Consider the following 21,522-nt stretch of genomic DNA (forward strand, 5'->3'; position numbering starts at 1 on the left):
GAAGGAGCAGCAAGATGCGCGTCACCTCCAAAGGCCAGGTCACCATTCCTCGCGATCTCAGGGAGCTTGCCGGCATCGAGACCAACAGCGAGGTCATCTTCTCGATCGAGGGCGGCAAGCTCGTCCTCTCGCCGAAGAATGGCAAGCAGGAGATCGAGGATCGAGGTCGGCTGGACCGCTTCCTGCAAACGATCCGCCGTCTCGAAGGAACCGGTGATCAGGCGACCGATGCCGAAGACCTCATGTCGATGACCCGTGATCGCTGATGGCGACGCTTGTCGATACAAACATACTCGTCGATCTGGCTGTGGCCGGTTCGGACTGGCACTGTTGGTCGCGTCGGAAAATGCTGGACGTCTTCAGAGATGGGCCGGTCCTCATAAATCCGATCATCTATTCCGAATTTTCCGTTCGCTACGACGATATGGATGAAGTTGAGCAACTGCTTCCGCAGGATGAATTCCGCCGCGAGAACCTACCCTGGCCGGCAGCTTTTGCCGCGGCTCAAGCCTTCCGGCTTTACCGTCGCGCCGGCGGAGGACGCGAACGGATATTGTCCGACTTCCTCATCGGCGCCCATGCGGCGATCAGGGGCTATAAAATTTTGACCCGCGATCCCAGTGGATACAGGTCTTATTTCCCCTCCGTGGAACTTATCACGCCCGAAACGCACCCTTGAGAGACCGCGCCCCATGATCGGCAAGCTGAAAGGCACTATAGACGAGATCGGCGAAGACTATGTGCTCGTCGATGTGCACGGCGTCTGCTACGTCGCCCATTGCTCGGCCCGCACCCTGTCCAAGCTCGGCTCAGCCGGCGAGGCCTGCGTGCTGTTCATCGAGACCTATGTGCGCGAGGACCAGTTGAAGCTCTTCGGCTTCATGACCGCATTGGAGCGGGAATGGTTCAACCTGCTGCAGAGCGTCCAGGGGGTGGGCGCCAAGGTGGCGCTTGCCGTGCTCTCGACGTTGACGCCGGGCGAACTCGCCAATGCGATCGCCCTGCAGGACCGCGCCGCCGTCTCCCGCGCGCCGGGCGTCGGCCCGAAAGTGGCAATGCGCCTCGTCACCGAGCTCAAGAACCGGGCGCCGGCCTATGCCGGGGAAGCGATCAACATCGCCCTCAAGCAGGAACTCGGCGAAGGGGTCGCGGCCGCACCCGTTGCCGACGCGGTTTCCGCGCTGACCAACCTCGGCTACAGCAGAGACCAGGCGGCGAATGCCGTTGCCGCGGCGATGAAGGTGGCCGGCGATGGCGCCGACAGCGCCAAGCTGATCAGACTGGGATTGAAGGAATTGGCGCGGTGAAGGCCGGAAAACCGATGATTGGATGTCGAGGCAGCCGATTTTTGGTGTATTGCTGTGACAGGTTTCAAAACGGAATGAGAGCATGAGCGAACCCGCCCGCCTGATATCGCCGGAAAAGCGGGGCGAAGATCTAGACATCACGTTGCGCCCGCAATCGCTGGACGAATTCACCGGCCAGGCGGAAGCGCGCGCCAATCTGAAAGTCTTCATCGAGGCGGCGAAGAATCGCGGCGAGGCGCTAGACCATGTGCTCTTCGTCGGCCCACCCGGCCTCGGCAAGACGACGCTGGCGCAAATCATGGCGAAGGAGCTCGGCGTCAATTTCCGCTCGACGTCCGGTCCGGTGATTGCCAAGGCCGGCGATCTCGCCGCCCTGCTCACCAATCTCGAAGAGCGCGACGTTCTCTTCATCGACGAGATTCATCGCCTCAATCCCGCCGTTGAGGAAATCCTCTATCCGGCCATGGAAGATTTCCAGCTCGACCTGATCATCGGCGAAGGCCCTGCCGCCCGCTCGGTGAAAATCGATCTGTCGAAATTCACCCTCGTGGCGGCGACCACCCGTCTCGGCCTGCTGACGACGCCGCTGCGCGACCGCTTCGGCATCCCGGTGCGCCTGAGCTTCTATACGGTCGAGGAGCTGGAGCTGATCGTGCGCCGCGGCGCGCGGCTGATGAACCTGCCGATAACCGAAGAGGGCGCCCGCGAGATCGCAAGACGCGCCCGCGGCACGCCGCGCATCGCCGGCCGGTTGCTGCGGCGCGTGCGCGACTTCGCCGAGGTGGCAAGGGCCGAGGCCGTCACCCGCGAGATCGCCGACGAGGCGCTGACCCGCTTGCTGGTCGACAATGTCGGCTTCGACCAGCTCGACAAACGTTACCTCAACATGATCGCCGTCAATTTCGGCGGCGGCCCGGTCGGCATCGAAACCATCGCCGCCGGCCTTTCCGAGCCGCGCGACGCGATCGAGGACATCATTGAGCCTTATATGATCCAGCAGGGTTTCATTCAGCGCACGCCGCGCGGCCGTGTTCTGACCGCAATCGCGTGGAAACATCTCGGAATGCAACCGCCCAAGGAATTGGAGGCTGCGCAGTTCCGGCTGTTCCAGGAGGACAACTGAGTGATCACCCGCCGCGGATTTTTCAAGGTTCTTGGCGGCGGTATCGCAGGTGTCATGTCGGTGGGTGGCTACGCCTTCGCCTATGAGCCGCTGGCACGGCTCGGCATCGCCCGCTACCGGCTGACGCCGCCGGGATGGACGCCTAGACTGAAGCTCCGCATCGTCGCGCTCGCCGATCTTCATGCCTGCGAACCCTGGATGTCGGCAAGTCGCATTACCGCGATCTGTCACAGGGCCAACGAACTCGAAGGCGATATCACCGTCCTGCTCGGCGACTACGCCGCCGGCATGAACATGGTGACCCAATACGTGCATTCGAGCCAATGGTCGAAGGCACTCGCCACCCTGCAGGCCCCTCTCGGCGTCCATGCGATCATGGGCAACCACGATTGGTGGAAAGACAAGACCGCCCAGAAGAACGGCGGCATGGAAACGTTCGGGCACCGGGCGCTCGCCGACGTCGGCATCCCGGTCTATGGCAACCGCGCCGTCCGGCTCGAAAAGGACGGTCGCGGCTTCTGGCTGGCAGGCCTCGAAGATCAGCTGGCACTGCTACCCGGCCGGAAATGGGGCCGCACACATATGCTCGGTCTCGACGATCTCGATGGAACGCTGGCTGAGGTGACCGACGATGCGCCCGTCATTCTGCTCGCCCATGAACCCGATATTTTTCCGCGCGTTCCCGAGCGGGTCTCGCTGACGCTGTCGGGCCACACCCATGGCGGACAGATCCGTTTCCTCGGCCATTCGCCAATCGTCCCCTCGCGTTACGGCAATCGCTACGCCTATGGCCATATTGTCGAGGAGGGGCGTAATATCATCGTCTCCGGCGGTCTCGGCTGCTCCATTGCGCCGGTGCGCTTCGGCGTGCCGCCGGAAATCGTCGTGATCGATCTCGGATAAAATGCCATGAGCAAGCGCACACTCATCCGCCTGACTGCGGGCGCTGAGCGTTTCAATTATCGCATCGCCGGCCTCGGTTTCCGCGATGGCCACGTTCTTGTTCATCGCGCCGTGCATGAACCCTTCTGGACCTTTCCGGGCGGCAGGGCGGAAATCGGCGAGACGTCGGAGGAAACGCTGAAACGGGAAATGGTGGAAGAACTCGGCGTCGAAGTCACCGTCTCCCGCCTGCTCTGGATCGTCGAGAACTTTTTCCGCTACGAAGAGCGCGACTGGCATGAGCTGGGCTTCTATTATCTGATGCACATCCCGCCGGAATTCCCCTTCCGGCCGCACGAAATCATCCATCGCGTCGAAGACGGCGACAACCATCTCGAATTCAAATGGGTGCTTGCGACGCGCCAGGCCCTGACCGCGCTCGACATTCCGCCCTATTTCATCGCTGATGAAATCGAGAACCTGCCCGCAGCGCCCCGTCATCTCGTCTGGCGCGACGGCAATCTCGATGACGAGGACTGACGCAAACATTCCAGCAGTGTGTGAACAGGAGATGCGCCGATGCCGACCTTCGATCCCACCCGATCATTCCGCAAGCTCGCCTATAACAACGCTCTCGCCAACCACCGCCTGCTTCAGGCGTGCGCAGCATTGAAGCCCGGCGAATTCGAAGCGCGGCGCACGAGCTTTTTCCCCTCGATCAAGGAAACCTTGAACCACATCATCACGGTCGACTGGTTCTATGTCGACGGACTGGAAGGCGGCACGCTCGGCTACCAGGCCTTCGAGATCGACGAACCCTTCGACGACATTACATCGCTGGCGCAAGCGCAGGCGAAGGTGGATCAGCGCCTGGTCGCGCTTTGCGAGGCCCTGACGCCGGAAAGGCTGGTATCGGCGGTGCGCCTCCATCGCGGAGACCGCATCCAGGAGGAGCGGATGGACGACGTGCTCGCCCACCTCTTCCAGCACCAGACCCATCATCGCGGCCAGGCGCATGCGATGCTCTCCGGCACCAGCGTCGCTCCGCCGCAGCTCGACGAATTCATCGTCGCCGACGACGCGCGGTTTCGCGGACGCGAACTCGCCGGGCTTGATTGGAGCGAAGAAAGCCTGATGCGTTAATTTTGCAGCCGTTTTTTCAGCCCGTCGATGATCGTCTTGGTGAGAAGATCGTAATTCTCGTCGAAGTGATGGTCGCCCGGCAGCTCGATGACCTCAGCGCCGCTATCCTTCACCGCCGGACAGGCGACATCATCATCGTCGTCCTTGCCGTAGATGCATTGCACGAGCTTCGGATCGATATCCTTCAGATCTGCGACGGGATCGCCTCCAGCCCCCTCCGTCTTCTGGCCGAGCCAGCCGAGAACGGAGATGACGTAATCGACCTGGTGCGAGAGCGACAGCAGCGATAATTGCGCCACCGCCGACTTTTCGGCCGGTTTGAGGAGCTGGTAGGTGGCGGGCACGACGTCGGCGCCGAAGGAATAACCGACGAGCAGCACGTGTTTCACCTTCCACTGCTTGCGGTAGAAATCGATGATCTTCGAAAGATCGGCGGCGGTCTCCTCCGGCTTGCGCTCCGACCAGAAATAATGAAGTGAATCGACGCCGACGACCGGAATGCCTTCCTTCTGCAGCGTGCCGCCGACCTCCTTGTCGATGTCGCGCCAGCCGCCGTCGCCGGAATAGATCACCGCCATCGTATCGAGGGCGGGCGTCGCCTCGAGGATCGCCAGCGGCAGGCCGAGCGGATTGCCGAAGGCGCCGGAGGCGGTGACGAGATCGTCGAGCGTATCGGCAAACACCGTCTGCGCATCGTCGGTGGAATCGCGGATTTCGATCGTGGTATGTTTCTTCTGCAGCGCTTCGGCATGCGCCCTGCCATCTTTGTCGGCATTGGGCGTGAAGACGGTGACGATCGGATCCGGCAGGACGCCGTCGCTGAGGCCGTAAATAGTGCGTTGGCTGACCACCTGCTTGGAAGCCGGCGTGCAAAGTTCCTTGGTCAGCGGAATGCCGGCCTTCGGATCGACGGCAAGGGTCTGGCCGATCGTCGCATCCGGCGTTTGCGCCGCAATCGCCAGTGCCAGGGCCCCGCCCTCGCCGATGCCGGCGACGATCGGCAGGTGATAGGCGTTGTTGCCGGTCGCGCGCTGCACCTGCTGGCTCAGCGATTCGATATCCGAAACCATGTAGACGCAGCCGTCGTTGAGGCTGACGTCGTATCGGCTGAGGGCCTGGATATAGGAGGGAAAGTCAACGCCGATGACAACGGCGCCTTCAGCGACCAGCCTGTCGGCCTCCCCCTTCTCATAGTCACCCCAGCCGGCAGCATCCGAGATCAGCATCACCGTGCCCTTCACCTCTCCTTCCGGCAGGAAGATGTGCGGCGATGGGATAAGGCCGGTTTCGAAGCTCTGCGTGGTCTCCTCGGCGGCATGAGCCGGTGCGGCCGCGAGCATGCAGGCGCATGCCGTGGCAAGAAGGATTGTCCTGATCATTTTCTCACTACCCCTTTCAATCCGCCCCCGATCAAAAATGTCGCGTCCATCAACGCGATCATCGGATTGCCCCCTCCGGAGACCGCAAGATAGCGCGGTTGCCAGTGCGGATGAAACTTTGATTTGAATGCCCGAAGGCCTTTGAAGTTGTAGAAGCGCTCGCCATGTTCGAAGACGGTGCTGCCGATACGGTCCCAGACGGGCGCCGCCTCGCGTTTCGACATGCCGGAGAGAGGCGCCATGCCGAGATTGAAGTGGGTGAAACCCTGGCCGCGCAGATATTCCATGATCTGCACGAAGAGAAAATCCATCGAGCCCTTCGGCGCATCCGGCGAGAAGCGCATGAGATCGATAGTACCTTCCTGCCGGGATTCGGTGACGAGAATATTGGCGAAAGCGACGATCCTGCCGTCCTTTTTCAAGATGCCGACGGGCTGGGAGGAGACGTAGCCGGGATCGAAGGCGCCGAGCGAAAAGCCCTTTTCCTTGGCGTTGTGATGCTCGAGCCAGGCCGTGGAAACGGCAGAGAGGTCATCGATGACCGAGGGCACGGCCTCGGGTTCGACGACGGCAAATTCCAGCCCGTCGCGCTGGGCGCGGCTTGCGGTCTGGCGAAGGTTCGCCCATTTGCCGCCCTTCATCTCGAAGGTTCGAAGATCGGTCACTGCCAGTTCGCCGAGCTTGAAGGCGCGAAGGCCGGCATCGGCGCAATGGGAAAGCAGCGACGGCGAGATCTGATAGAACACGGCCCGGCAGCCGGCAGCGCGTGCCGCTTCGACGAAACGCCAGACGAGCTCCTGCACGGCGCGATGTTCGCCGACCGGGTCGAACAGCGCGATCCAGGACCGGCCCTGCCGGCCGTACATGATGAAGGCGTCACCCTTTTCCGAGAACATGATGCTCTTGTCGCCCATGCGCACCAGATTGGCGTCGGCATTGCCCTGCCTGCCAACGATCTCGACGGCCCGCACCAGCGCCTCTTCCGTCGCCGGTTCCGGCCGAAAGGCCGCCGGCCGAAGCAGGCTGAAGACGGCGATCGCAGACGAGATGATGGTGATGCCGAGCACGGCGCGTAAGCCCCGCGGCGCTTCGGCAGTGAATTCGAACTGCCACCAGAGCTGGTTGCTGTATTCGACATCGCGATAGACGAAGAGCAGGATAACGACGGCACCGACGACGATGACCGCAATCGCCATCAGCCAGGACGCCGTCAGCGCCTGATTGAGCAGCGAGGCATGGCGGGTAAAGAGCCGCCGGCTGACGAAGAGCCCGAAGATGAGGAAGGCAAGAAAGGCGGCTTCGACGAGCGCGATCGCTTTCAGGAGCGACAAGGTCAGCGCGGCAAGAGCCGAGAATACCGCCACCCACCAGGCGCCGTCGAGCCGCTGGCCGAGGCCGCGCGCCGCGACGACGAGCGCGAGCCCCAATAGACTGGACAGGAAATGCGCCCCTTCCACCATCGGCAGCGGCAGATAGTTCGAGAGGAATTCGAGGTTCTGGTCCGGCGTCGGCGTGACGCTCGAAAAGATCAGCATGACGCCGAGCAGCAGCGCTAAGGCCGACAGCAACTGCGGCATCAGCCTTCCGCCGATGCGCCGGACACTGGAGGCGGCCGGATGATCGACAAAACGACGCAGCTCCGTCGCCGAGACCGCGAGCACGGCGATCAACAGCGGCAGCACATGATAGATCAGCCGGTAGAGCACCAACGATCCGAGCACGGCATCGATATTCACCGCGCTGCCGAGCGAGGCGATGATCACGGTCTCGAACACGCCCAGCCCGGCCGGAACATGGCTGAGCACGCCAAGACCGACGGCGATCGCATAGACGGCGAGGAAGACCGGCCAGCCGATGGCCGTCTGCGGCAGCAGCACATAAAGCACGGACGCCGAGGCGGCGATATCGAAGGCGGTGACGAGGAACTGCCGCGACCAGGTGCGCGAATCCGGCAGGCGGATTGCGACTGGGCCGAGATCGAGCACGCGCCCGTCACGGCCGATGATCATCACTGCGCCCAGAAGGGCGACGATCGAACCGGCGATCAACCGCAGCAGGAAGGCGCTGACGCCGATCAGCGGGCCGATCTCATCGGCGATGATGATGAGGGCGATCGCCCCGACACCCGCCAGCCCGAGACCGAAGGAGAGCGTGACGAAGGCGATGATGCGGCCGATATCTTCAGGCGATAGCCCGAGACGCGTATAGGCGCGGTAGCGGATCGCGCCGCCCGAAAGCGCCCCGAAGCCGGCGGTATTGCCGACGGCATAGGCGCTGAACGCCGTCAGCGCCACATGCGGGAAGGGCAGCTTCTTGCCAATATAGTCGATGGCATTGAGATCGTAGAAGACCAGCGAGAGGAAACTGAGTGCGGTGAAGAACAGCGCAAGCAGGATGGCGCTCGGCCTGGTCGCCGCCAGCGCATCGACGACGTCGTCATAGCGCACCTCGTTGGTGAGCTGCATGATCGCATAGCCGACGAGGCAGAAGACCACGAGCGTCGCCGCTGCCGTCAGCGGTGTCCTGTAACGTCTGAATAAACCGCGAAAAGAAAATCCGTCCGCGTCTTCCATCTCTTTCAAATTGTCGTGACCCGACATCTCTTATCCTGCTGCAATTGCCAGCTCGGCGGGAATCATTTTTGAAAGACGTAACACGAGAGGCATATAAGCTCCATGAAGCCATGCCGCCGCTACCCAGCCCCGCCGCCTGGGCCTCCATCACCCTCAATTGGGGCGAATTTGCGCAGGCGGACATAACGCCGCATTGCATTTTCGTAAGCTTATAAAGGGACTTGTCACGTGATGGAGGGGATTTGCTAAGCGGGGTTCATGCCGCCGGCTCGCCATTCGCCCGCGCATGGGCGGCGTAGCGCGCAACGGCAGCATCCACTTCCGCGTCGCGATCACCTGCCACCTGCACCGTCGGCACGGCGAATTCGATGCCGTTTTCCTTGAAGGCATTGCGGATCATCGCCAGCGCATTGCGGCGGATGACGAATTGCTCGCCGGGCTTCGTCATCATCGAAAGTCGGATTTCGATCGCAAATTCCCCGAACTGCTCGACACCCTTCATCTTCAGCGTCTCGATGATATGAGGGCCGAATTCCGGATTTTCGAGCAGGGTCTGGCCGATCTGCTTGATCACCTTCTTTGCCTTGACGAGATCGGTGTCGTATTTGACGTTGAGGCTGATCTTGTCGATCGTCCAGTCGCGGTTGAGGTTCTTCACCGCGCCGAGTTCGCCGAACGGCACCGTCGTCAACGGCCCGCGATGATGCCTGAGCTTCACCGAGCGCAGGCTGAAAGCCTCGACCACGCCTTTGTGGCTGCCGCTTTCGATATATTCGCCGATGCGGAAGGCATCGTCCCACAAATAGAACATGCCGCTGATCACGTCCTTGACGATCGTCTGCGCACCAAAACCGACCGCCACGCCAACGACACCGGCGCCGGCGATCAGTGGCCCGATCTCGATGCCGAGGCCGGAGAGCACCATCAAAACGGCAATGACCGCGATGACGACGGCAAGGATATTGCGGAAGATCGGCAACAGCGTCTGTATCCGTGCGCGTTTGGCCTTCTCCTCATCCGTTGCCCCGCCATCCACCGATGAATCGAGCAGCTTGCCGTCGATATAGGCCTTGATGACATGCCAGAGCAGATCGGCAGCAAGCAGGATGACGATCCCGCCGATGACGCCGCGCGCGATCTTGTCGACCATGGTGTCGCCGGCCGCCATCGTATCGGCGCCGACCCCGAGCATGCGCCCGAGCCAGATGGCGGCAACGGCAATGATGAGCGCCCGCACGCCGCGGTCGAGCAGCACGGCGGCAATGCGGCGCGTGGCCAGGAAGCTCGCTTCGGTCTGCTGCAGCGATTTCACCGCAATCGTCGAGACGGCAAGCACGCGCGGCAGCAGCAGCACATAGATGCCGAGCCAGAGCAGCCAGTTGAAGCCTGCGACCCAAAGGCTCCAGAGCAACAGGAAATAAACGGTGAGCGCCCAGGAGGTCCCGTGACCGCGCCTCTCGTCCTTGTGCGGCCGCGACCAGACCGCTTCGATCGCAATCAGCAGCAGGCCGATACCCAGGATGTAGCCGACGAGGAGCCGCGCACTCGGGGAATAGCCAAGCGGCTCCATCGACTGGATCGCCGCCCAGCCGAGCATGAAATAGATGACGAAGGTCGCACAGCGGCGGTACCAGAAGTGCGCAACGGCGCGCCCCGGCATGATGGGAGTGGTAATGCCCTGCAGTTCTTCTTGCGTCCGCGCCAGCCCGATGAGATCGACCAGCACACCGCCGAGGCAGATCGTGAAACGCTGGACGATGAGCGCGACGACGCAGACGATCGCGATGCTCTGGCTGAGCGGTGGCCAGGCGAGGCTGAGAAGCGCAAGCACCGTTGCCGCCGCGAAGATCAGCGCCGGGATGACGCGCGGCGCCAGATGCATGCCGGCCATCTCGGCCAGCCGGCGACGGCGGCGGCGGAAAGCATAACGGGCAATGCTCTCGACAATCGCGCCGAGCAGGAAGATGGCCAGGAACTGCGCCACCATGCGCGGCCACCCGTTCGCGGCGATTTCACCGAAGAACAGCGAGGACGCATTGCCGATCTGGAAGGGCAGCGTCATCGCCGCATCGGAGACCATCGAGACGTGCCGGCGGGCGTGCTGCAGCAGGCCCGACAGCACCGACATCTGATCCGCAGCCGCAGAAGCGCCAGCAGGTGCCGCCGCCATCTGAGCCGACATCCACTGCTTGACTTCGGGTTTCTGCATGAGCTCCATCATCTCACGCACTTCTGCCGGCGGACCTGCCGCGGCCGGCGCCTGCGCCGGCGACGTCTGGGCAAAACTCGGCGAAATTAACCCAAGAAGCACGACGAGTGTCAGTATTCCTGAAATGGCGACCTTCAAAACCCCTGCCCCGTCACGCTCCATCACTGCTCTCCAATGGAGTGTCGGCCACTTGGACGAAGCAGCCCCGACATTTCCCGTTCGGCAATGGATACTCGCGACGGCTGCCGCCAGCAAGCGGTAGGAACATCATACCGATGGCGAGGAAGGGAAGGCGCCTCCTTGTCCGGACGGCGCCGAAAGCCCCTGGCCTTCAGGATTTCGGAGCCGGCTTTTCCACGTGGCCGCCAAAACCTGCACGCATTGCCGACAGCACCTTGTTGGCGAATTCGTCGTTATCGCGCGAGGAGAAGCGGCCGTAGAGCGCCGCACTCAGCACCGGCGTCGGCACGCTTTCGTCGATTGCCGCCATGATCGTCCAGCGGCCCTCGCCGCTGTCGGAGACGCGGCCGGCATATTTCGCCAACGCCGGATCGGCATGCAGCGCATCGGCGGTGAGATCGAGCAGCCAGGAGGTGATGACGCTGCCGCGGCGCCAGACTTCGGCGACGTCCTGCAGATTGAAGTCGTATTGGAAATGTTCGGGGTGGGCGAGCGGCGCGGTTTCCGCGTCGGCCTCATGCGAGGCAGCGCCGATATTGGCGTGTTTCAGGATGTTGATGCCTTCGGCATAGGCGGCCATCAGGCCGTACTCGATGCCGTTATGCACCATCTTGACGAAATGGCCGGCGCCATGCGGGCCGCAATGCAGATAGCCCTGTTCGGCGGTGCTAACCGCAGCCGCTTCGGCCGTTCGGTTCGGCGAGGCCTCCGTCGTGCCGGCGCCGGGCGCCAGCGTCGCGAAAATCGGCGAAAGATGCTGGACGATGCCCCTTTCGCCGCCGATCATCAGGCAATAACCGCGCTCCAGGCCGAAGACGCCGCCGCTGGTGCCGACATCGACATAATGGATGCCCTTGGTGATGAGTTCGGCGCCGCGGCGGATGTCGTCGTGGTAATAGGAGTTGCCGCCGTCGATGACGATATCGCCATTCTCAAGCAGCGGCAAAAGGCTCGCCAGCACCTTGTCGACGATCGCCGCCGGCAGCATCAGCCAGATCGCCCGCGGATGCGTGAGCTTCGAGACGAACTCTTCGAGCGAAGCACTGCCGGTCGCACCGAGGCCTGCGAGTTCGGCAACGCTTTCCGGCCTGGCGTCGTAGACGACGCATTCGTGACCGCCCCGCATCAACCGCTGGACCATGTAATTGCCCATGCGGCCCAAACCAATCATGCCAAGCTGCATAATGAAATCTCCTGGAAATCGAGATGAAGTATCGAATCCGGAAATTAGCACCCGCAGTGTGACAGGCAAGCGAAGTCTCGGCCCCGATGGCGAATGCGACGATTACGCCGCCGCTCGCCTTAGACCGATTTACCGCTCAGGCATCCGGCGCACTGGCCGGCTCTCCTTTCATTTCGCTGAGGAACATGCCCTCGCGCAGATTGATGCCGTATTCGACGAAAGCCTTCATGCAGCAGAGCATCTGCGTCCAGCCTTCGCAGTTGAGATAGGTGCCGCGCCGGCCGGCATCGTCCTCGCGCCAGCCGCTCTCGGCGATGGTCACCAAGGTGCCGCCATCCTCCAGCGGCTTGAAGTTCATCTCGACCGACGTCTTATAGCTCGTCTTGTCGTCGCCGGTGCCGCCATCCCAGCTGAGCACGATGCGGCTTTCCGGCACGAGTTCGACCACCTCCACTTGGGCGTCCTTCCACCAGGTCACCGTCGTACCCTTGACGAGCGGCGCACTCGCCCCGCCGATCGTGGTGAAATAGCTGCTGAGCTTCTTCGGGTTGACGACGGCGTCGAACACCTCGGCGACGGGACGGCCGATCCGGCCGGAAACGCGGATTCCGAGAGACATGGTGCTTCTCCTCTTCTCCATTGTGCCTGTTTCCATTGTACTCGGCGCCATTATGTTATAAAAACATAACATGTCAAGCGAATCGACCGACGACCCCGTTTTCAAGGCGCTGGCGCATCACCGCCGCCGCGAAATCCTCGACCTGCTCAAGGACGCCCCCCGCACCACGGGAACGCTTTGCGAGATGTTTCCGCAGATGGACCGCTGCACGGTGATGCAGCATCTGAAGGTGCTGGAGGAAGCCGACCTGGTCATCGCCAGGAAAGAGGGCCGCGAACGCTGGAACCACCTGAACAGCCTGCCGATCAAGCACATCCACGACCGCTGGATCAGCGCCTATGCCGGGCACGCTCTATCGATTCTCGACCGGTTGAAAAGCGATCTCGAAGGCCAGCCGGAATAATGATCGGGCCTACAGTTTTCCTGCACCCCCATGCATAATTCATGCGTTGCCTGGCAATCCCGGCCCTCATAGCCTCGTCAGAAACACCCAGGAGGCGTGCGATGACGATACTGGTGACGGGAAGCGCCGGCCATCTCGGCGAGGCGCTGATGCGCAGCCTGCGAGCGCAAAGCCTGCCGGCGCGCGGCATCGATATCAAACCCTCGGCCTTCACCGACATGGCCGGCTCGATTGCCGATCGCGCTTTCCTCAGGCGGGCGATGTCGGGCATCCGGCATGTCGTGCATGCCGCCACACTGCACAAGCCGCATGTGGCAACTCACGGCAATCGCGATTTCCTCGACACCAATGCCGGCGGCACGCTGAACATGCTCGAAGAGGCGGTCGCCGCGGGCGTTGCCAGCTTCGTCTTCACCAGCACCACCAGCACCTTCGGCGCGGCATTGACGCCGGCGGCCGGCGAACCGGCGGCCTGGGTGACCGAGGATGTGCTCCCGGTCGCCAAAAACATCTACGGCGTGACGAAACTCGCCGCCGAGGGCCTGTGCGAACTCTTCGCCCGCAACTCCGGCCTGCCGGTCATCATTCTTAGGACATCGCGTTTCTTTCCCGAGAGCGACGACGATCCTGACATTCGCGGCAGCTATTCGGCGGAGAATGCACAGGCCAACGAGCTTCTTCACCGCCGCGTCGACATCGCCGATGTGGTCGGCGCCCATATGCTGGCGCTCGAGAAGGCGCCGGCAATCGGCTTCGGCCGCTATATCATCTCGGCCACGACGCCGTTTTCATTAGACGATCTTGCCGCGATCAGGCGCGACGCGTCTCAAATCGTCGAACGACTGTTCCCGGACGCGGGCGCCCTCTATGCATCACGCGGCTGGAAGATGTTTCCGACACTCGACCGCGTCTATGTCAACGACCGCGCAAGGCAGGAACTCGGCTGGCAGCCGCGATATGATTTCCGTTTCGTGCTCGATTGCCTCGGCGACAACAGGGAATGGCGCAGCCCGCTGGCGCGGGAAGTCGGTTCGAAAGGCTACCACGACAAGGTCTTTGACGAAGGCCCCTATCCGGCCGATTAGGTGGCCGCGTTCGCCCGGTCGGGCCGGCATCTTCGCTAAAGCTGGAAGGGAAGGTGCGATCCACGACCACCGATGGATGTTTACGATCCTGGGTGCCTACAAACGTAGGTGGGCGCCGTGTGCCCAGGCCCACGGGCCTGGCCAGGGACAGCTCCCTTTGGATCGAGTATGGCCCCAGGGATTGTGGTTCCTGTCGAGAGGCGCAGACCGCATCGCGATATATAAGGTCGTTTACGCTGACGCGCCAGTGGCGGCGGCAGGTCGTTCTTATTTAATTGAAGATCAATTGAGGTCGGGGGCGGGCCGGCCGTTCAGCTTGTCGGTAATGCCGCGGATGCGGCTTGAAACCTCACTGAGCGCCGCCGCGAGATTTTCCTCGGTGCGGGCGGTGGCTGCAAGCACCGTGTCGCGGTTGCCGCGCAAGGACTCGAGTTCGGATTCCAGCCCGGCGACGCGGCGCGTCAGCTCGGCGATCTCGTCCATGATCATGATCCCGGCCATAACAGTGATCCTGAGATCGCCGATTTCCCCGAACTGCCCCTTGAGATGGCCGACATAGCGGTCGAAACGCGTGGCGAGGTCGGTCAGGTGATCCTCCTGCCCTTCCTCGCAGGCCATGCGGTAGGCCTTGCCGTCGATCGTTACCGTTACCTGCGCCATGCCAAAATCTTTCTAAGAGAACATAGTGCCGAAAAGTGTGAGCGGTTTTCTCATGACATCATGCTCAACTTTCAAATTAGAACAGGATTCAGATATTGGGCCAACTTGGCCTAAAATCATCCTGTTCTAGCGGTCCAGAACCGCGCGGATCGTTTCCATGGCCGTTACCAGCCGCCGCGATACCTCGCGGTTGACTTCCTCCAGCCGGTTGGCACGGAATTCGGCCTGATCGAGCTCCTGCGCCAGCCGGGAGCGGTCGGCGTGCACACGCCGCACCTCGCCCTCGATCTCGCCCTGATCGCGCTCCCGCTCGACACGCATGTCGACGGCGTTTTCGAGGCCTGAAATCGCCTGTCTCAATTCGTTGAGCGCTGCTTCCATGGTTTTGCCTGTGGGCATCATGCCTTCCCGATTCCCGCGCAGGATCCGCGAATCGGCACGCCGCGCCGATCCTGCGATTTCAAAAGGATATGCAGCTCGCCGACGGCCCGTCAATAAATCCTGTCACTTGCCCACCGGCCTATCCTGTGGATGAGCGTTTCAGACATCCTCGCCGCACAAGATTCGTCTTTTGTACAATCGCGCGATCAAATGTCAAAAATCGCGGCGGCCTGCCCGGGATTTGGCGCCCCATTTATTGACTTGCCAGCGCCAACTGCTATGTGTCTGCCGCTTTCACTCGATGGTCTTGGAGGCTCGAGGCCATCCCCCGACACCCGGAACTTGCGGAAAAGCCATGACCTCTCCCGAACAACACGACCGGATGGCGAATGCGATCCGTTTCCTCGCCATGGACGCCGTCGAAAAGGCGAACTCCGGCCACCCGGGCATGCCGATGGGCATGGCCGATGTGGCAACGGTCCTGTTCACCAAATATCTGAAGTTCGATCCGAAGAAGCCGCATTGGCCGAACCGCGATCGCTTCGTGCTTTCAGCCGGTCACGGCTCGATGCTGCTCTATTCGCTGCTGTATCTGACCGGCTATCCCGACATGACGATCGAGGATCTGAAGCAGTTCCGCCAGCTCGGCTCGAAGACAGCCGGCCATCCGGAATATGGTCATGCCACCGGCATCGAAACGACGACCGGCCCGCTCGGCCAGGGCATTGCCAATTCAGTCGGCATGGCGATTGCCGAACGCAAGCTGCGTGAGGAGTTCGGTTCCGATCTTCAGGATCACTATACCTATGCGATCTGCGGCGACGGCTGCCTGATGGAGGGCATCAGTCACGAAGCCATCGCGCTTGCCGGCCACCTGAAGCTCAACAAGCTCGTTCTGTTCTGGGACAACAACTCGATTACCATCGACGGCGCCGTGTCTCTGTCGGATTCCACCGATCAGATCGCCCGGTTCAAGGCCGTTCACTGGAATACGATCGAGATCGACGGTCACGATCAGGCTGCCATCGCCGCCGCGATCGAAGCTGCCCACAAGTCCGACCGGCCGACCTTCATCGCATGCAAGACGATCATCGGCTTCGGCGCCCCGAACAAGCAGGGCACCCATAAGGTCCACGGCAACCCGCTCGGCGCCGAGGAAATCGCCGCCACCCGCAAGGCGCTGCACTGGGAATCCGAAGCCTTCGTCATCCCCTCGGACGTCCTGGACAGCTGGCGTGCAGCCGGCGCCCGCTCCGCCGATCTCGTCAACGCCTGGGAACAGGGTGTGGCCAAGGCTCCGGCCAGGGCCGAATTCACCCGCCGCATGGCAGGCGAACTGCCGGAAGGCTTCGATGCCGCAATCAGCACCTATAAGAAGAAGCTCGCCGAGACCAAGCCGACCGTTGCCACCCGCAAGGCTTCTGAGGACGCGCTCGAGGTCATCAACGGCTTCCTGCCGGAAACGCTCGGCGGCTCCGCCGACCTGACGCCGTCGAACAACACCAAGACCAGCCAGATGCACTCGATCACGCCGACGGATTTCGCCGGCCGGTACATGCATTGGGGCATTCGCGAGCACGGCATGGCCTCGGCCATGAACGGCATCGCGCTGCATGGCGGCCTTATTCCCTACAGCGGCGGCTTCCTGATCTTCTCGGATTACTGCCGCCCGCCGATCCGCCTCGCTGCGCTGATGGGCATCCGCGTCATTCACGTCCTGACGCATGACTCGATCGGCGTCGGCGAAGACGGCCCGACGCACCAGCCCGTCGAACAGCTCGCCGGCCTGCGCGCCATCCCGAACCTGATGGTCTTCCGTCCGGCCGACGCCACGGAAACGGCGGAATGCTGGCAGATCGCCGTCAAGACGCACAACCGTCCTTCAGGCCTTGCCCTGACGCGTCAGAACCTCAGCCCGGTCCGCACCGAATACAGCGAAAAGAATCTCTGCGAGCAGGGTGCTTATACGCTGGCCGGCAATGCCGACGCCAAGGTGACGATCTTCGCCTCCGGCTCGGAAGTCGAAATCGCCGTTGCCGCCCGCGCGGCCCTTGAAGCCAAGGGTGTCACGGTGCGCGTCGTGTCGGTTCCCTGCACGGAACTGTTCTTCGAGCAGCCGGACGCCTATCGCAAGGAAATCCTCGGCAACTCGCCGGTCAAGATCGCCGTCGAAGCCGCCGTCCGCGAAGGCTGGGATGCCTTTATCGGACCGGAAGGCACTTTCGTCGGCATGAAGGGCTTCGGCGCTTCCGGCCCGGTGAAGGACGTTTACAAGCATTTCGGCATCACCGCCGACGCCGTCGTTGCGGCCGCGGAAGCAAAGCTTTAATGAGGGCGCCTTGAGGCGCTCTCCATCTCCTCAATTCCAGGCCCCATCTTTCGGGCCCTACTCTATCGGGAGTGAATGAACATGACAGTCAAGGTTGCCATTAACGGTTTCGGCCGCATCGGCCGCAACGTCCTGCGTGCCATCGTCGAATCCGGCCGCACCGACATCGAAGTCGTCGCCATCAACGACCTCGGCCCCGTCGAAACCAACGCCCACCTGCTGCGCTACGACTCGATCCACGGCCGATTCCCGGCAACGGTGAAGGTCGAGGGTGACACGATCATCGTCGGCAACGGCAAGCCGATCAAGGTCACCGCGATCAAGGATCCGGCGACGCTGCCGCACCGCGAACTCGGCGTCGACATCGCGATGGAATGCACCGGCATCTTCACCGCCCGCGACAAGGCCGCCGCTCACCTGACGGCCGGCGCCAAGCGCGTCATCGTTTCGGCGCCTGCGGATGGCGCCGACCTGACCGTCGTCTTCGGCGTCAACCATGACCAGCTCACCAAGGAGCACTTGGTCATCTCCAACGCCTCCTGCACCACCAACTGCCTGGTGCCGGTCGTGAAGGTCCTCGACGACGCCGTCGGCATCGACCACGGCTTCATGACGACCATCCACTCCTACACCGGCGACCAGCCGACGCTCGACACGATGCACAAGGACCTGTATCGCGCCCGCGCCGCCGCCCTTTCGATGATCCCAACATCGACGGGCGCTGCCAAGGCCGTCGGCCTCGTTCTGCCGCATCTGAAGGGCAAGCTCGACGGCACCTCGATCCGCGTTCCGACCCCGAACGTGTCCGTCGTCGACTTCAAATTCGTCGCCAAGAAGGCGACCACCGTCGGCGAAATCAACGAAGCCATCCAGGCTGCCGCAAACGGCAAGCTGAAGGGCATCCTCGGCTACACCGACGAGCCGCTGGTCTCCCGCGACTTCAACCACGACAGCCACTCCTCGATCTTCGCGACCGATCAGACCAAGGTCATGGAAGGCAACTTCGTGCGTGTCCTGTCCTGGTACGACAACGAATGGGGCTTCTCCAGCCGCATGTCCGACACGGCAGTCGCTTTCGCCAAGCTCATCTGAGAGCCTGACGATTGAATATTCGCAAGCGGCCCGGGAAACCGGGCCGTTTTGTTATAGTCACTGCGCCGGATCGATTGTAAAATCTGGTGGCGCACCAAGCCCTGAACGGCATCGCCGGCCGGGGAGATAGAGAGAGATCGATGGATTACTTTACCGTTGAGATCGCCGGCCGCGCCATTGCCAGCTTTCGCTCGAAAAACCACGAGGAAGCGACGCATTTCTTCGAGGCGGAAGATTTTCGCGATGACCTGACGATCCTGGAGTCCGAGGGCAAGCCGCTGTGGGACCGCAAGGCCGCGCTCAGCCTGCGCAAGGCGACCGCAGAGGAAGCCAGCGAAGTCGAGCACGCCTATGAATTCGACGATGATCCGCAACGAACCATCGACGACGAGTTCGTCGTTTTCCTGGTTCCGGTCGAGGATCTGACCGACGAGAGCGAAGACACCGAAGACTGACAGTCGATCAGCATCGTTTCCGGCTTTGAAAGCCGTTTCGAAGCGACGGGGCGGTGTGACCGCAAGGATAGAATCACGGTTGGCAATCCGCTGGCCAAACGTGATAGATTGAGAGATGCATAGCGCTGCACAATGGCTGAAATGATCCAAGCGGAGGCGATAAATGGCAGGGGCGCAGAAACGCTTGTCCCACACCACCCTCAAGCGGCGGCAGCGGTTTCATCCCAAGCGGGACGTCCGACCTGCCGTTCTGGCAAAGGCTAATCGTCTGGTTATCTGGGTTGCCGCGTTCATCGGCCTTGCATTTCTCGCCATCATCATAGTTCAGGCAGTGTTGGGATAGCAGAGCGGCGGCGGACCGGCAGGAAAAATCTGTGCGCGTCTCTTTTGCCCTGCTCTCGCCTGATTTTCCTATACATTCTTTATAGAGATTTTCTCCCGTAGCATTCCGTGTCGGTTGGCCGTCCGGCAGCCGTTCAGCAGCATGATGCAGCATCGCGACGAGGTTAAGCCCGCAAGGCCTACCCTTCTCTGACGTTTTGCCGTTTACTGATGGGCCGCCACGCGTGAGGAGGGGTTGGATTACGACGAGTCGGCCTGACGTGGCTATCCTCGTCAAGCAGTCGATGGAAAGGGGTGGGCATGGAAGCGTTCTATATCGTGGTGCTGGTGTCGACGGCGCTCGTGCTTCTTGCCGCTTTTTCAAGCCTGCTCGCCTTCCGGTTCGGCGCCCCGCTACTGCTGCTTTTCCTGATGATCGGCCTTGCCGCCGGCGTCGACGGCCTCGGCATCGAGTTCAGTAATAATTACCTCGCCTATATTCTCGGCTCCATCGCGCTGGCCGTCATCCTGTTTGATTCCGGCTTCGGCACGCCGATGCACGCCTTCCGGCTGGCGGCCGTGCCCTCTCTGGCACTCGCCTCGGTCGGCGTGCTGATTACCGCCTCGCTCTTTGCCTTCGCCGCCATGTGGCTCTTGAACTTCACCTGGCTGGAAGGCCTGCTGCTCGGCTCGATCGTCGCCTCGACCGATGCCGCCGCCGTCTTCTTCCTGCTGCGCATCGGCGGCATCAATATCCGCGACAAGGTGCGCTCGACGCTGGAGGTCGAATCCGGCACCAACGACCCGATGGCGATCTTCCTGACCATCGCCCTCGTCGAGGTGCTGGCGAGCGGCGAACGTTACGCCGGCATCAATATCGGCATGCTCGCCATGTTCGTGCAGCAGATGGGCCTCGGCGTCATTCTCGGCCTGCTCGGCGGCATGATGATCGTGCTGATCGTCAGCAAGCTCGACACCGACCGCGGCTTGACGCCGATCTTCGTGCTGGCGCTCGCCCTGCTCGTCTTCTCCTTCACCGGCGCGGTCGGCGGCAGCGGCTTCCTCGCCGTCTATGTCGCCGGCATCTACGCCGGAAACCGCAAGATGCAGGCGATCGGCACCATCAAACGCTTCCAGGACGGCATGACCTGGCTGGCGCAGATCATCATGTTCCTGGTGCTCGGCCTGCTCGCCACGCCGTCGCAATTCCCGGTGATCATCGTGCCGGCCATTCTGCTTGCCCTCTTCCTGATCTTCATCGCCCGACCCTTAGCGATCTGGCTGTCGCTGCTCCCCTTCGATTACACGCAGCAGGAGATCGGCTTCGTCGCCTGGGTCGGCCTGCGCGGCGCCGTCTCCATTCTGCTCGCCATCATGCCGATCCTCGGCGGCCTGGAAAACGGCCAGATCTATTTCAACACGGCCTTCATCATCGTGCTGGTCTCGCTGCTCGTCCAGGGTTGGACGATCAAACCCGTCGCCAAGAAGCTCGGCCTGATTATTCCGCCGCGCATCGGCGCGGTCGACAAGGTCGAGGTCGATCTGCCGGGTGCCGCCAATCACGAGCTGCTGTCCTACCGCGTCATCAAGGACAGCCCGGTGCTGCGCGGCGAGCGCATTCCGCGCTGGGCAACCCCTTCGCTCGTCATCCGCGACGGCAAGTCGATGCGCTATCAATATGCCGGGCGGCTGCGGGAGCACGATCTCGTCTATCTCTTCATCGTGCCGAGCTACTCCCGCCTGCTCGACCGGCTCTTCGCCAGCCGTGCGCCGGTGGATGAGGACGATGCCGAATTCTTCGGCGCCTTCGCGCTTTCCCCTGCCCGCCCCGCAGCCGACCTCGACGCCGCCTATGGCCCCGGCCTGCTCAACGAATCCGAAAAGGGCCTGACCATCGCCGAACTGATGCGGCAGCGCCTCGGCGGCAAGGCCGATTATGCCGACCGCGTCCGTCTCGGTTCGATCATCCTGATCGTCCGCGATCTCGATGAGCACGACCACGTCACCTCCGTCGGCATGTCGCTCGAAGCCGTCGAACCGGCGATCACCCTGCCGATCTTTATCAATCTCAAGGACATTATCGCGCGGATCCGCGACCGGCTGAAGGGGCGCCGGAAGCGAGAAGCCGCAGCCTCCGAAGCCGCTCCGAAAACAGCGGCCGGACGCGACGAAGGCACACACGAAAACGGTCGCTGAAC

General features: G+C 62.2%; 21 protein-coding genes and 1 other RNA gene. 14 read left to right on the plus strand and 8 right to left on the minus strand.

Translation table 11 applies throughout. The features are described from left to right. Positions 1 to 14: 14 nt before the first annotated feature. From BBJ66_RS25700 to BBJ66_RS25730, 7 genes are all read left to right on the plus strand, one after another. Positions 15 to 266 carry an AbrB/MazE/SpoVT family DNA-binding domain-containing protein gene (locus tag BBJ66_RS25700; RefSeq protein ID WP_071090781.1) on the plus strand — a complete coding sequence of 84 codons (252 nt, stop codon included), beginning with the start codon at positions 15 to 17 and terminating at the stop codon, positions 264 to 266. Continuing rightward, on the plus strand, positions 266 to 679 hold the full coding sequence (locus BBJ66_RS25705; RefSeq protein ID WP_049734615.1) for a type II toxin-antitoxin system VapC family toxin: 414 nt from the start codon (positions 266 to 268) through the stop codon (positions 677 to 679). Before BBJ66_RS25700 ends, BBJ66_RS25705 begins: the two co-directional genes overlap by 1 nt. Positions 680 to 692: 13 nt before the next feature. Next, positions 693 to 1,307, plus strand: coding sequence for a Holliday junction branch migration protein RuvA (ruvA, locus tag BBJ66_RS25710; protein ID WP_049734616.1), 615 nt, complete (start codon positions 693 to 695; stop codon positions 1,305 to 1,307). A gap of 82 nt (positions 1,308 to 1,389) precedes the next feature. Further along, on the plus strand, positions 1,390 to 2,430 hold the full coding sequence (gene ruvB, locus BBJ66_RS25715; protein WP_049734617.1) for a Holliday junction branch migration DNA helicase RuvB: 1,041 nt from the start codon (positions 1,390 to 1,392) through the stop codon (positions 2,428 to 2,430). Continuing rightward, positions 2,431 to 3,333: a metallophosphoesterase gene (locus BBJ66_RS25720; RefSeq protein ID WP_071090784.1), complete on the plus strand. Its 903-nt coding sequence runs from the start codon at positions 2,431 to 2,433 to the stop codon at positions 3,331 to 3,333. It begins immediately after the preceding gene. 6 nt (positions 3,334 to 3,339) lie between these two features. Further along, positions 3,340 to 3,852 (plus strand): NUDIX hydrolase, encoded by a 513-nt coding sequence (locus BBJ66_RS25725; RefSeq protein WP_071090787.1) that lies wholly within the window; start codon positions 3,340 to 3,342, stop codon positions 3,850 to 3,852. A gap of 39 nt (positions 3,853 to 3,891) precedes the next feature. After that, a complete protein-coding gene (locus tag BBJ66_RS25730) occupies positions 3,892 to 4,455 on the plus strand; it encodes a DinB family protein (RefSeq protein ID WP_071090790.1) in 564 nt (187 codons plus the stop codon). On the opposite strand, the gene BBJ66_RS25735 is transcribed toward BBJ66_RS25730, so the two are convergent. The 5 genes from BBJ66_RS25735 to BBJ66_RS25755 form a co-directional block, all read right to left on the minus strand. Then, entirely contained in the window at positions 4,452 to 5,834 is a 1,383-nt protein-coding gene (locus BBJ66_RS25735) for a virulence factor family protein (protein WP_071090793.1), read from the minus strand. The genes BBJ66_RS25730 and BBJ66_RS25735 overlap by 4 nt on opposite strands. Beyond that, a complete protein-coding gene (gene mprF, locus BBJ66_RS25740) occupies positions 5,831 to 8,434 on the minus strand; it encodes a bifunctional lysylphosphatidylglycerol flippase/synthetase MprF (protein ID WP_049734622.1) in 2,604 nt (867 codons plus the stop codon). Before mprF ends, BBJ66_RS25735 begins: the two co-directional genes overlap by 4 nt. 229 nt (positions 8,435 to 8,663) lie before the next feature. Then, positions 8,664 to 10,778 (minus strand): mechanosensitive ion channel family protein, encoded by a 2,115-nt coding sequence (locus BBJ66_RS25745; protein WP_071090795.1) that lies wholly within the window; start codon positions 10,776 to 10,778, stop codon positions 8,664 to 8,666. A 169-nt stretch (positions 10,779 to 10,947) separates the two neighbouring features. Beyond that, on the minus strand, positions 10,948 to 11,979 hold the full coding sequence (gnd, locus tag BBJ66_RS25750; RefSeq protein WP_071090798.1) for a phosphogluconate dehydrogenase (NAD(+)-dependent, decarboxylating): 1,032 nt from the start codon (positions 11,977 to 11,979) through the stop codon (positions 10,948 to 10,950). A 136-nt stretch (positions 11,980 to 12,115) separates the two neighbouring features. After that, positions 12,116 to 12,598, minus strand: coding sequence for an SRPBCC domain-containing protein (locus tag BBJ66_RS25755; protein WP_049734625.1), 483 nt, complete (start codon positions 12,596 to 12,598; stop codon positions 12,116 to 12,118). Positions 12,599 to 12,668: 70 nt separating this feature from the next. On the opposite strand from BBJ66_RS25755, the gene BBJ66_RS25760 reads away from it, so the two are divergent. Both BBJ66_RS25760 and BBJ66_RS25765 read left to right on the plus strand, forming a co-directional pair. Then, the gene (locus BBJ66_RS25760) at positions 12,669 to 13,001 is read left to right on the plus strand and encodes an ArsR/SmtB family transcription factor (protein ID WP_071090801.1); all 333 of its coding nucleotides are present in this window, start codon (positions 12,669 to 12,671) and stop codon (positions 12,999 to 13,001) included. Between the two features lie 101 nt (positions 13,002 to 13,102). Next, the gene (locus BBJ66_RS25765) at positions 13,103 to 14,086 is read left to right on the plus strand and encodes an NAD-dependent epimerase/dehydratase family protein (RefSeq protein ID WP_071090803.1); all 984 of its coding nucleotides are present in this window, start codon (positions 13,103 to 13,105) and stop codon (positions 14,084 to 14,086) included. 53 nt (positions 14,087 to 14,139) lie between these two features. Here BBJ66_RS25765 and ssrS read toward each other — a convergent pair. From ssrS to BBJ66_RS25780, 3 genes are all read right to left on the minus strand, one after another. Further along, a non-coding RNA gene (gene ssrS / locus BBJ66_RS25770) (6S RNA) lies at positions 14,140 to 14,298 on the minus strand. A 70-nt stretch (positions 14,299 to 14,368) separates the two neighbouring features. After that, positions 14,369 to 14,746, minus strand: a complete 378-nt coding sequence (locus tag BBJ66_RS25775; RefSeq protein WP_049734628.1) for a cell division protein ZapA — start codon at positions 14,744 to 14,746, stop codon at positions 14,369 to 14,371. Between the two features lie 126 nt (positions 14,747 to 14,872). Continuing rightward, positions 14,873 to 15,148 carry a DUF4164 domain-containing protein gene (locus BBJ66_RS25780; RefSeq protein ID WP_049734629.1) on the minus strand — a complete coding sequence of 92 codons (276 nt, stop codon included), beginning with the start codon at positions 15,146 to 15,148 and terminating at the stop codon, positions 14,873 to 14,875. A 334-nt stretch (positions 15,149 to 15,482) separates the two neighbouring features. On the opposite strand from BBJ66_RS25780, the gene tkt reads away from it, so the two are divergent. The 5 genes from tkt to BBJ66_RS25805 all read left to right on the plus strand — a co-directional run bounded on the left by tkt (position 15,483) and on the right by BBJ66_RS25805 (position 21,520). After that, positions 15,483 to 17,456: a transketolase gene (gene tkt / locus BBJ66_RS25785; RefSeq protein WP_071090805.1), complete on the plus strand. Its 1,974-nt coding sequence runs from the start codon at positions 15,483 to 15,485 to the stop codon at positions 17,454 to 17,456. Between the two features lie 81 nt (positions 17,457 to 17,537). Further along, positions 17,538 to 18,548, plus strand: coding sequence for a type I glyceraldehyde-3-phosphate dehydrogenase (gap, locus tag BBJ66_RS25790; protein ID WP_071091205.1), 1,011 nt, complete (start codon positions 17,538 to 17,540; stop codon positions 18,546 to 18,548). A 140-nt stretch (positions 18,549 to 18,688) separates the two neighbouring features. Then, the gene (locus BBJ66_RS25795) at positions 18,689 to 19,003 is read left to right on the plus strand and encodes a hypothetical protein (protein ID WP_049734631.1); all 315 of its coding nucleotides are present in this window, start codon (positions 18,689 to 18,691) and stop codon (positions 19,001 to 19,003) included. A 163-nt stretch (positions 19,004 to 19,166) separates the two neighbouring features. Then, a complete protein-coding gene (locus BBJ66_RS25800) occupies positions 19,167 to 19,346 on the plus strand; it encodes a hypothetical protein (protein WP_049734632.1) in 180 nt (59 codons plus the stop codon). A 299-nt stretch (positions 19,347 to 19,645) separates the two neighbouring features. Beyond that, the gene (locus tag BBJ66_RS25805; protein WP_071090808.1) at positions 19,646 to 21,520 is read left to right on the plus strand and encodes a potassium/proton antiporter; all 1,875 of its coding nucleotides are present in this window, start codon (positions 19,646 to 19,648) and stop codon (positions 21,518 to 21,520) included. The last annotated feature ends 2 nt before the right edge of the window (positions 21,521 to 21,522 follow it).

Source organism: Rhizobium sp. RSm-3 (assembly GCF_001854685.1).
Classification (GTDB): Bacteria; Pseudomonadota; Alphaproteobacteria; order Rhizobiales; family Rhizobiaceae; genus Rhizobium; species Rhizobium ecuadorense.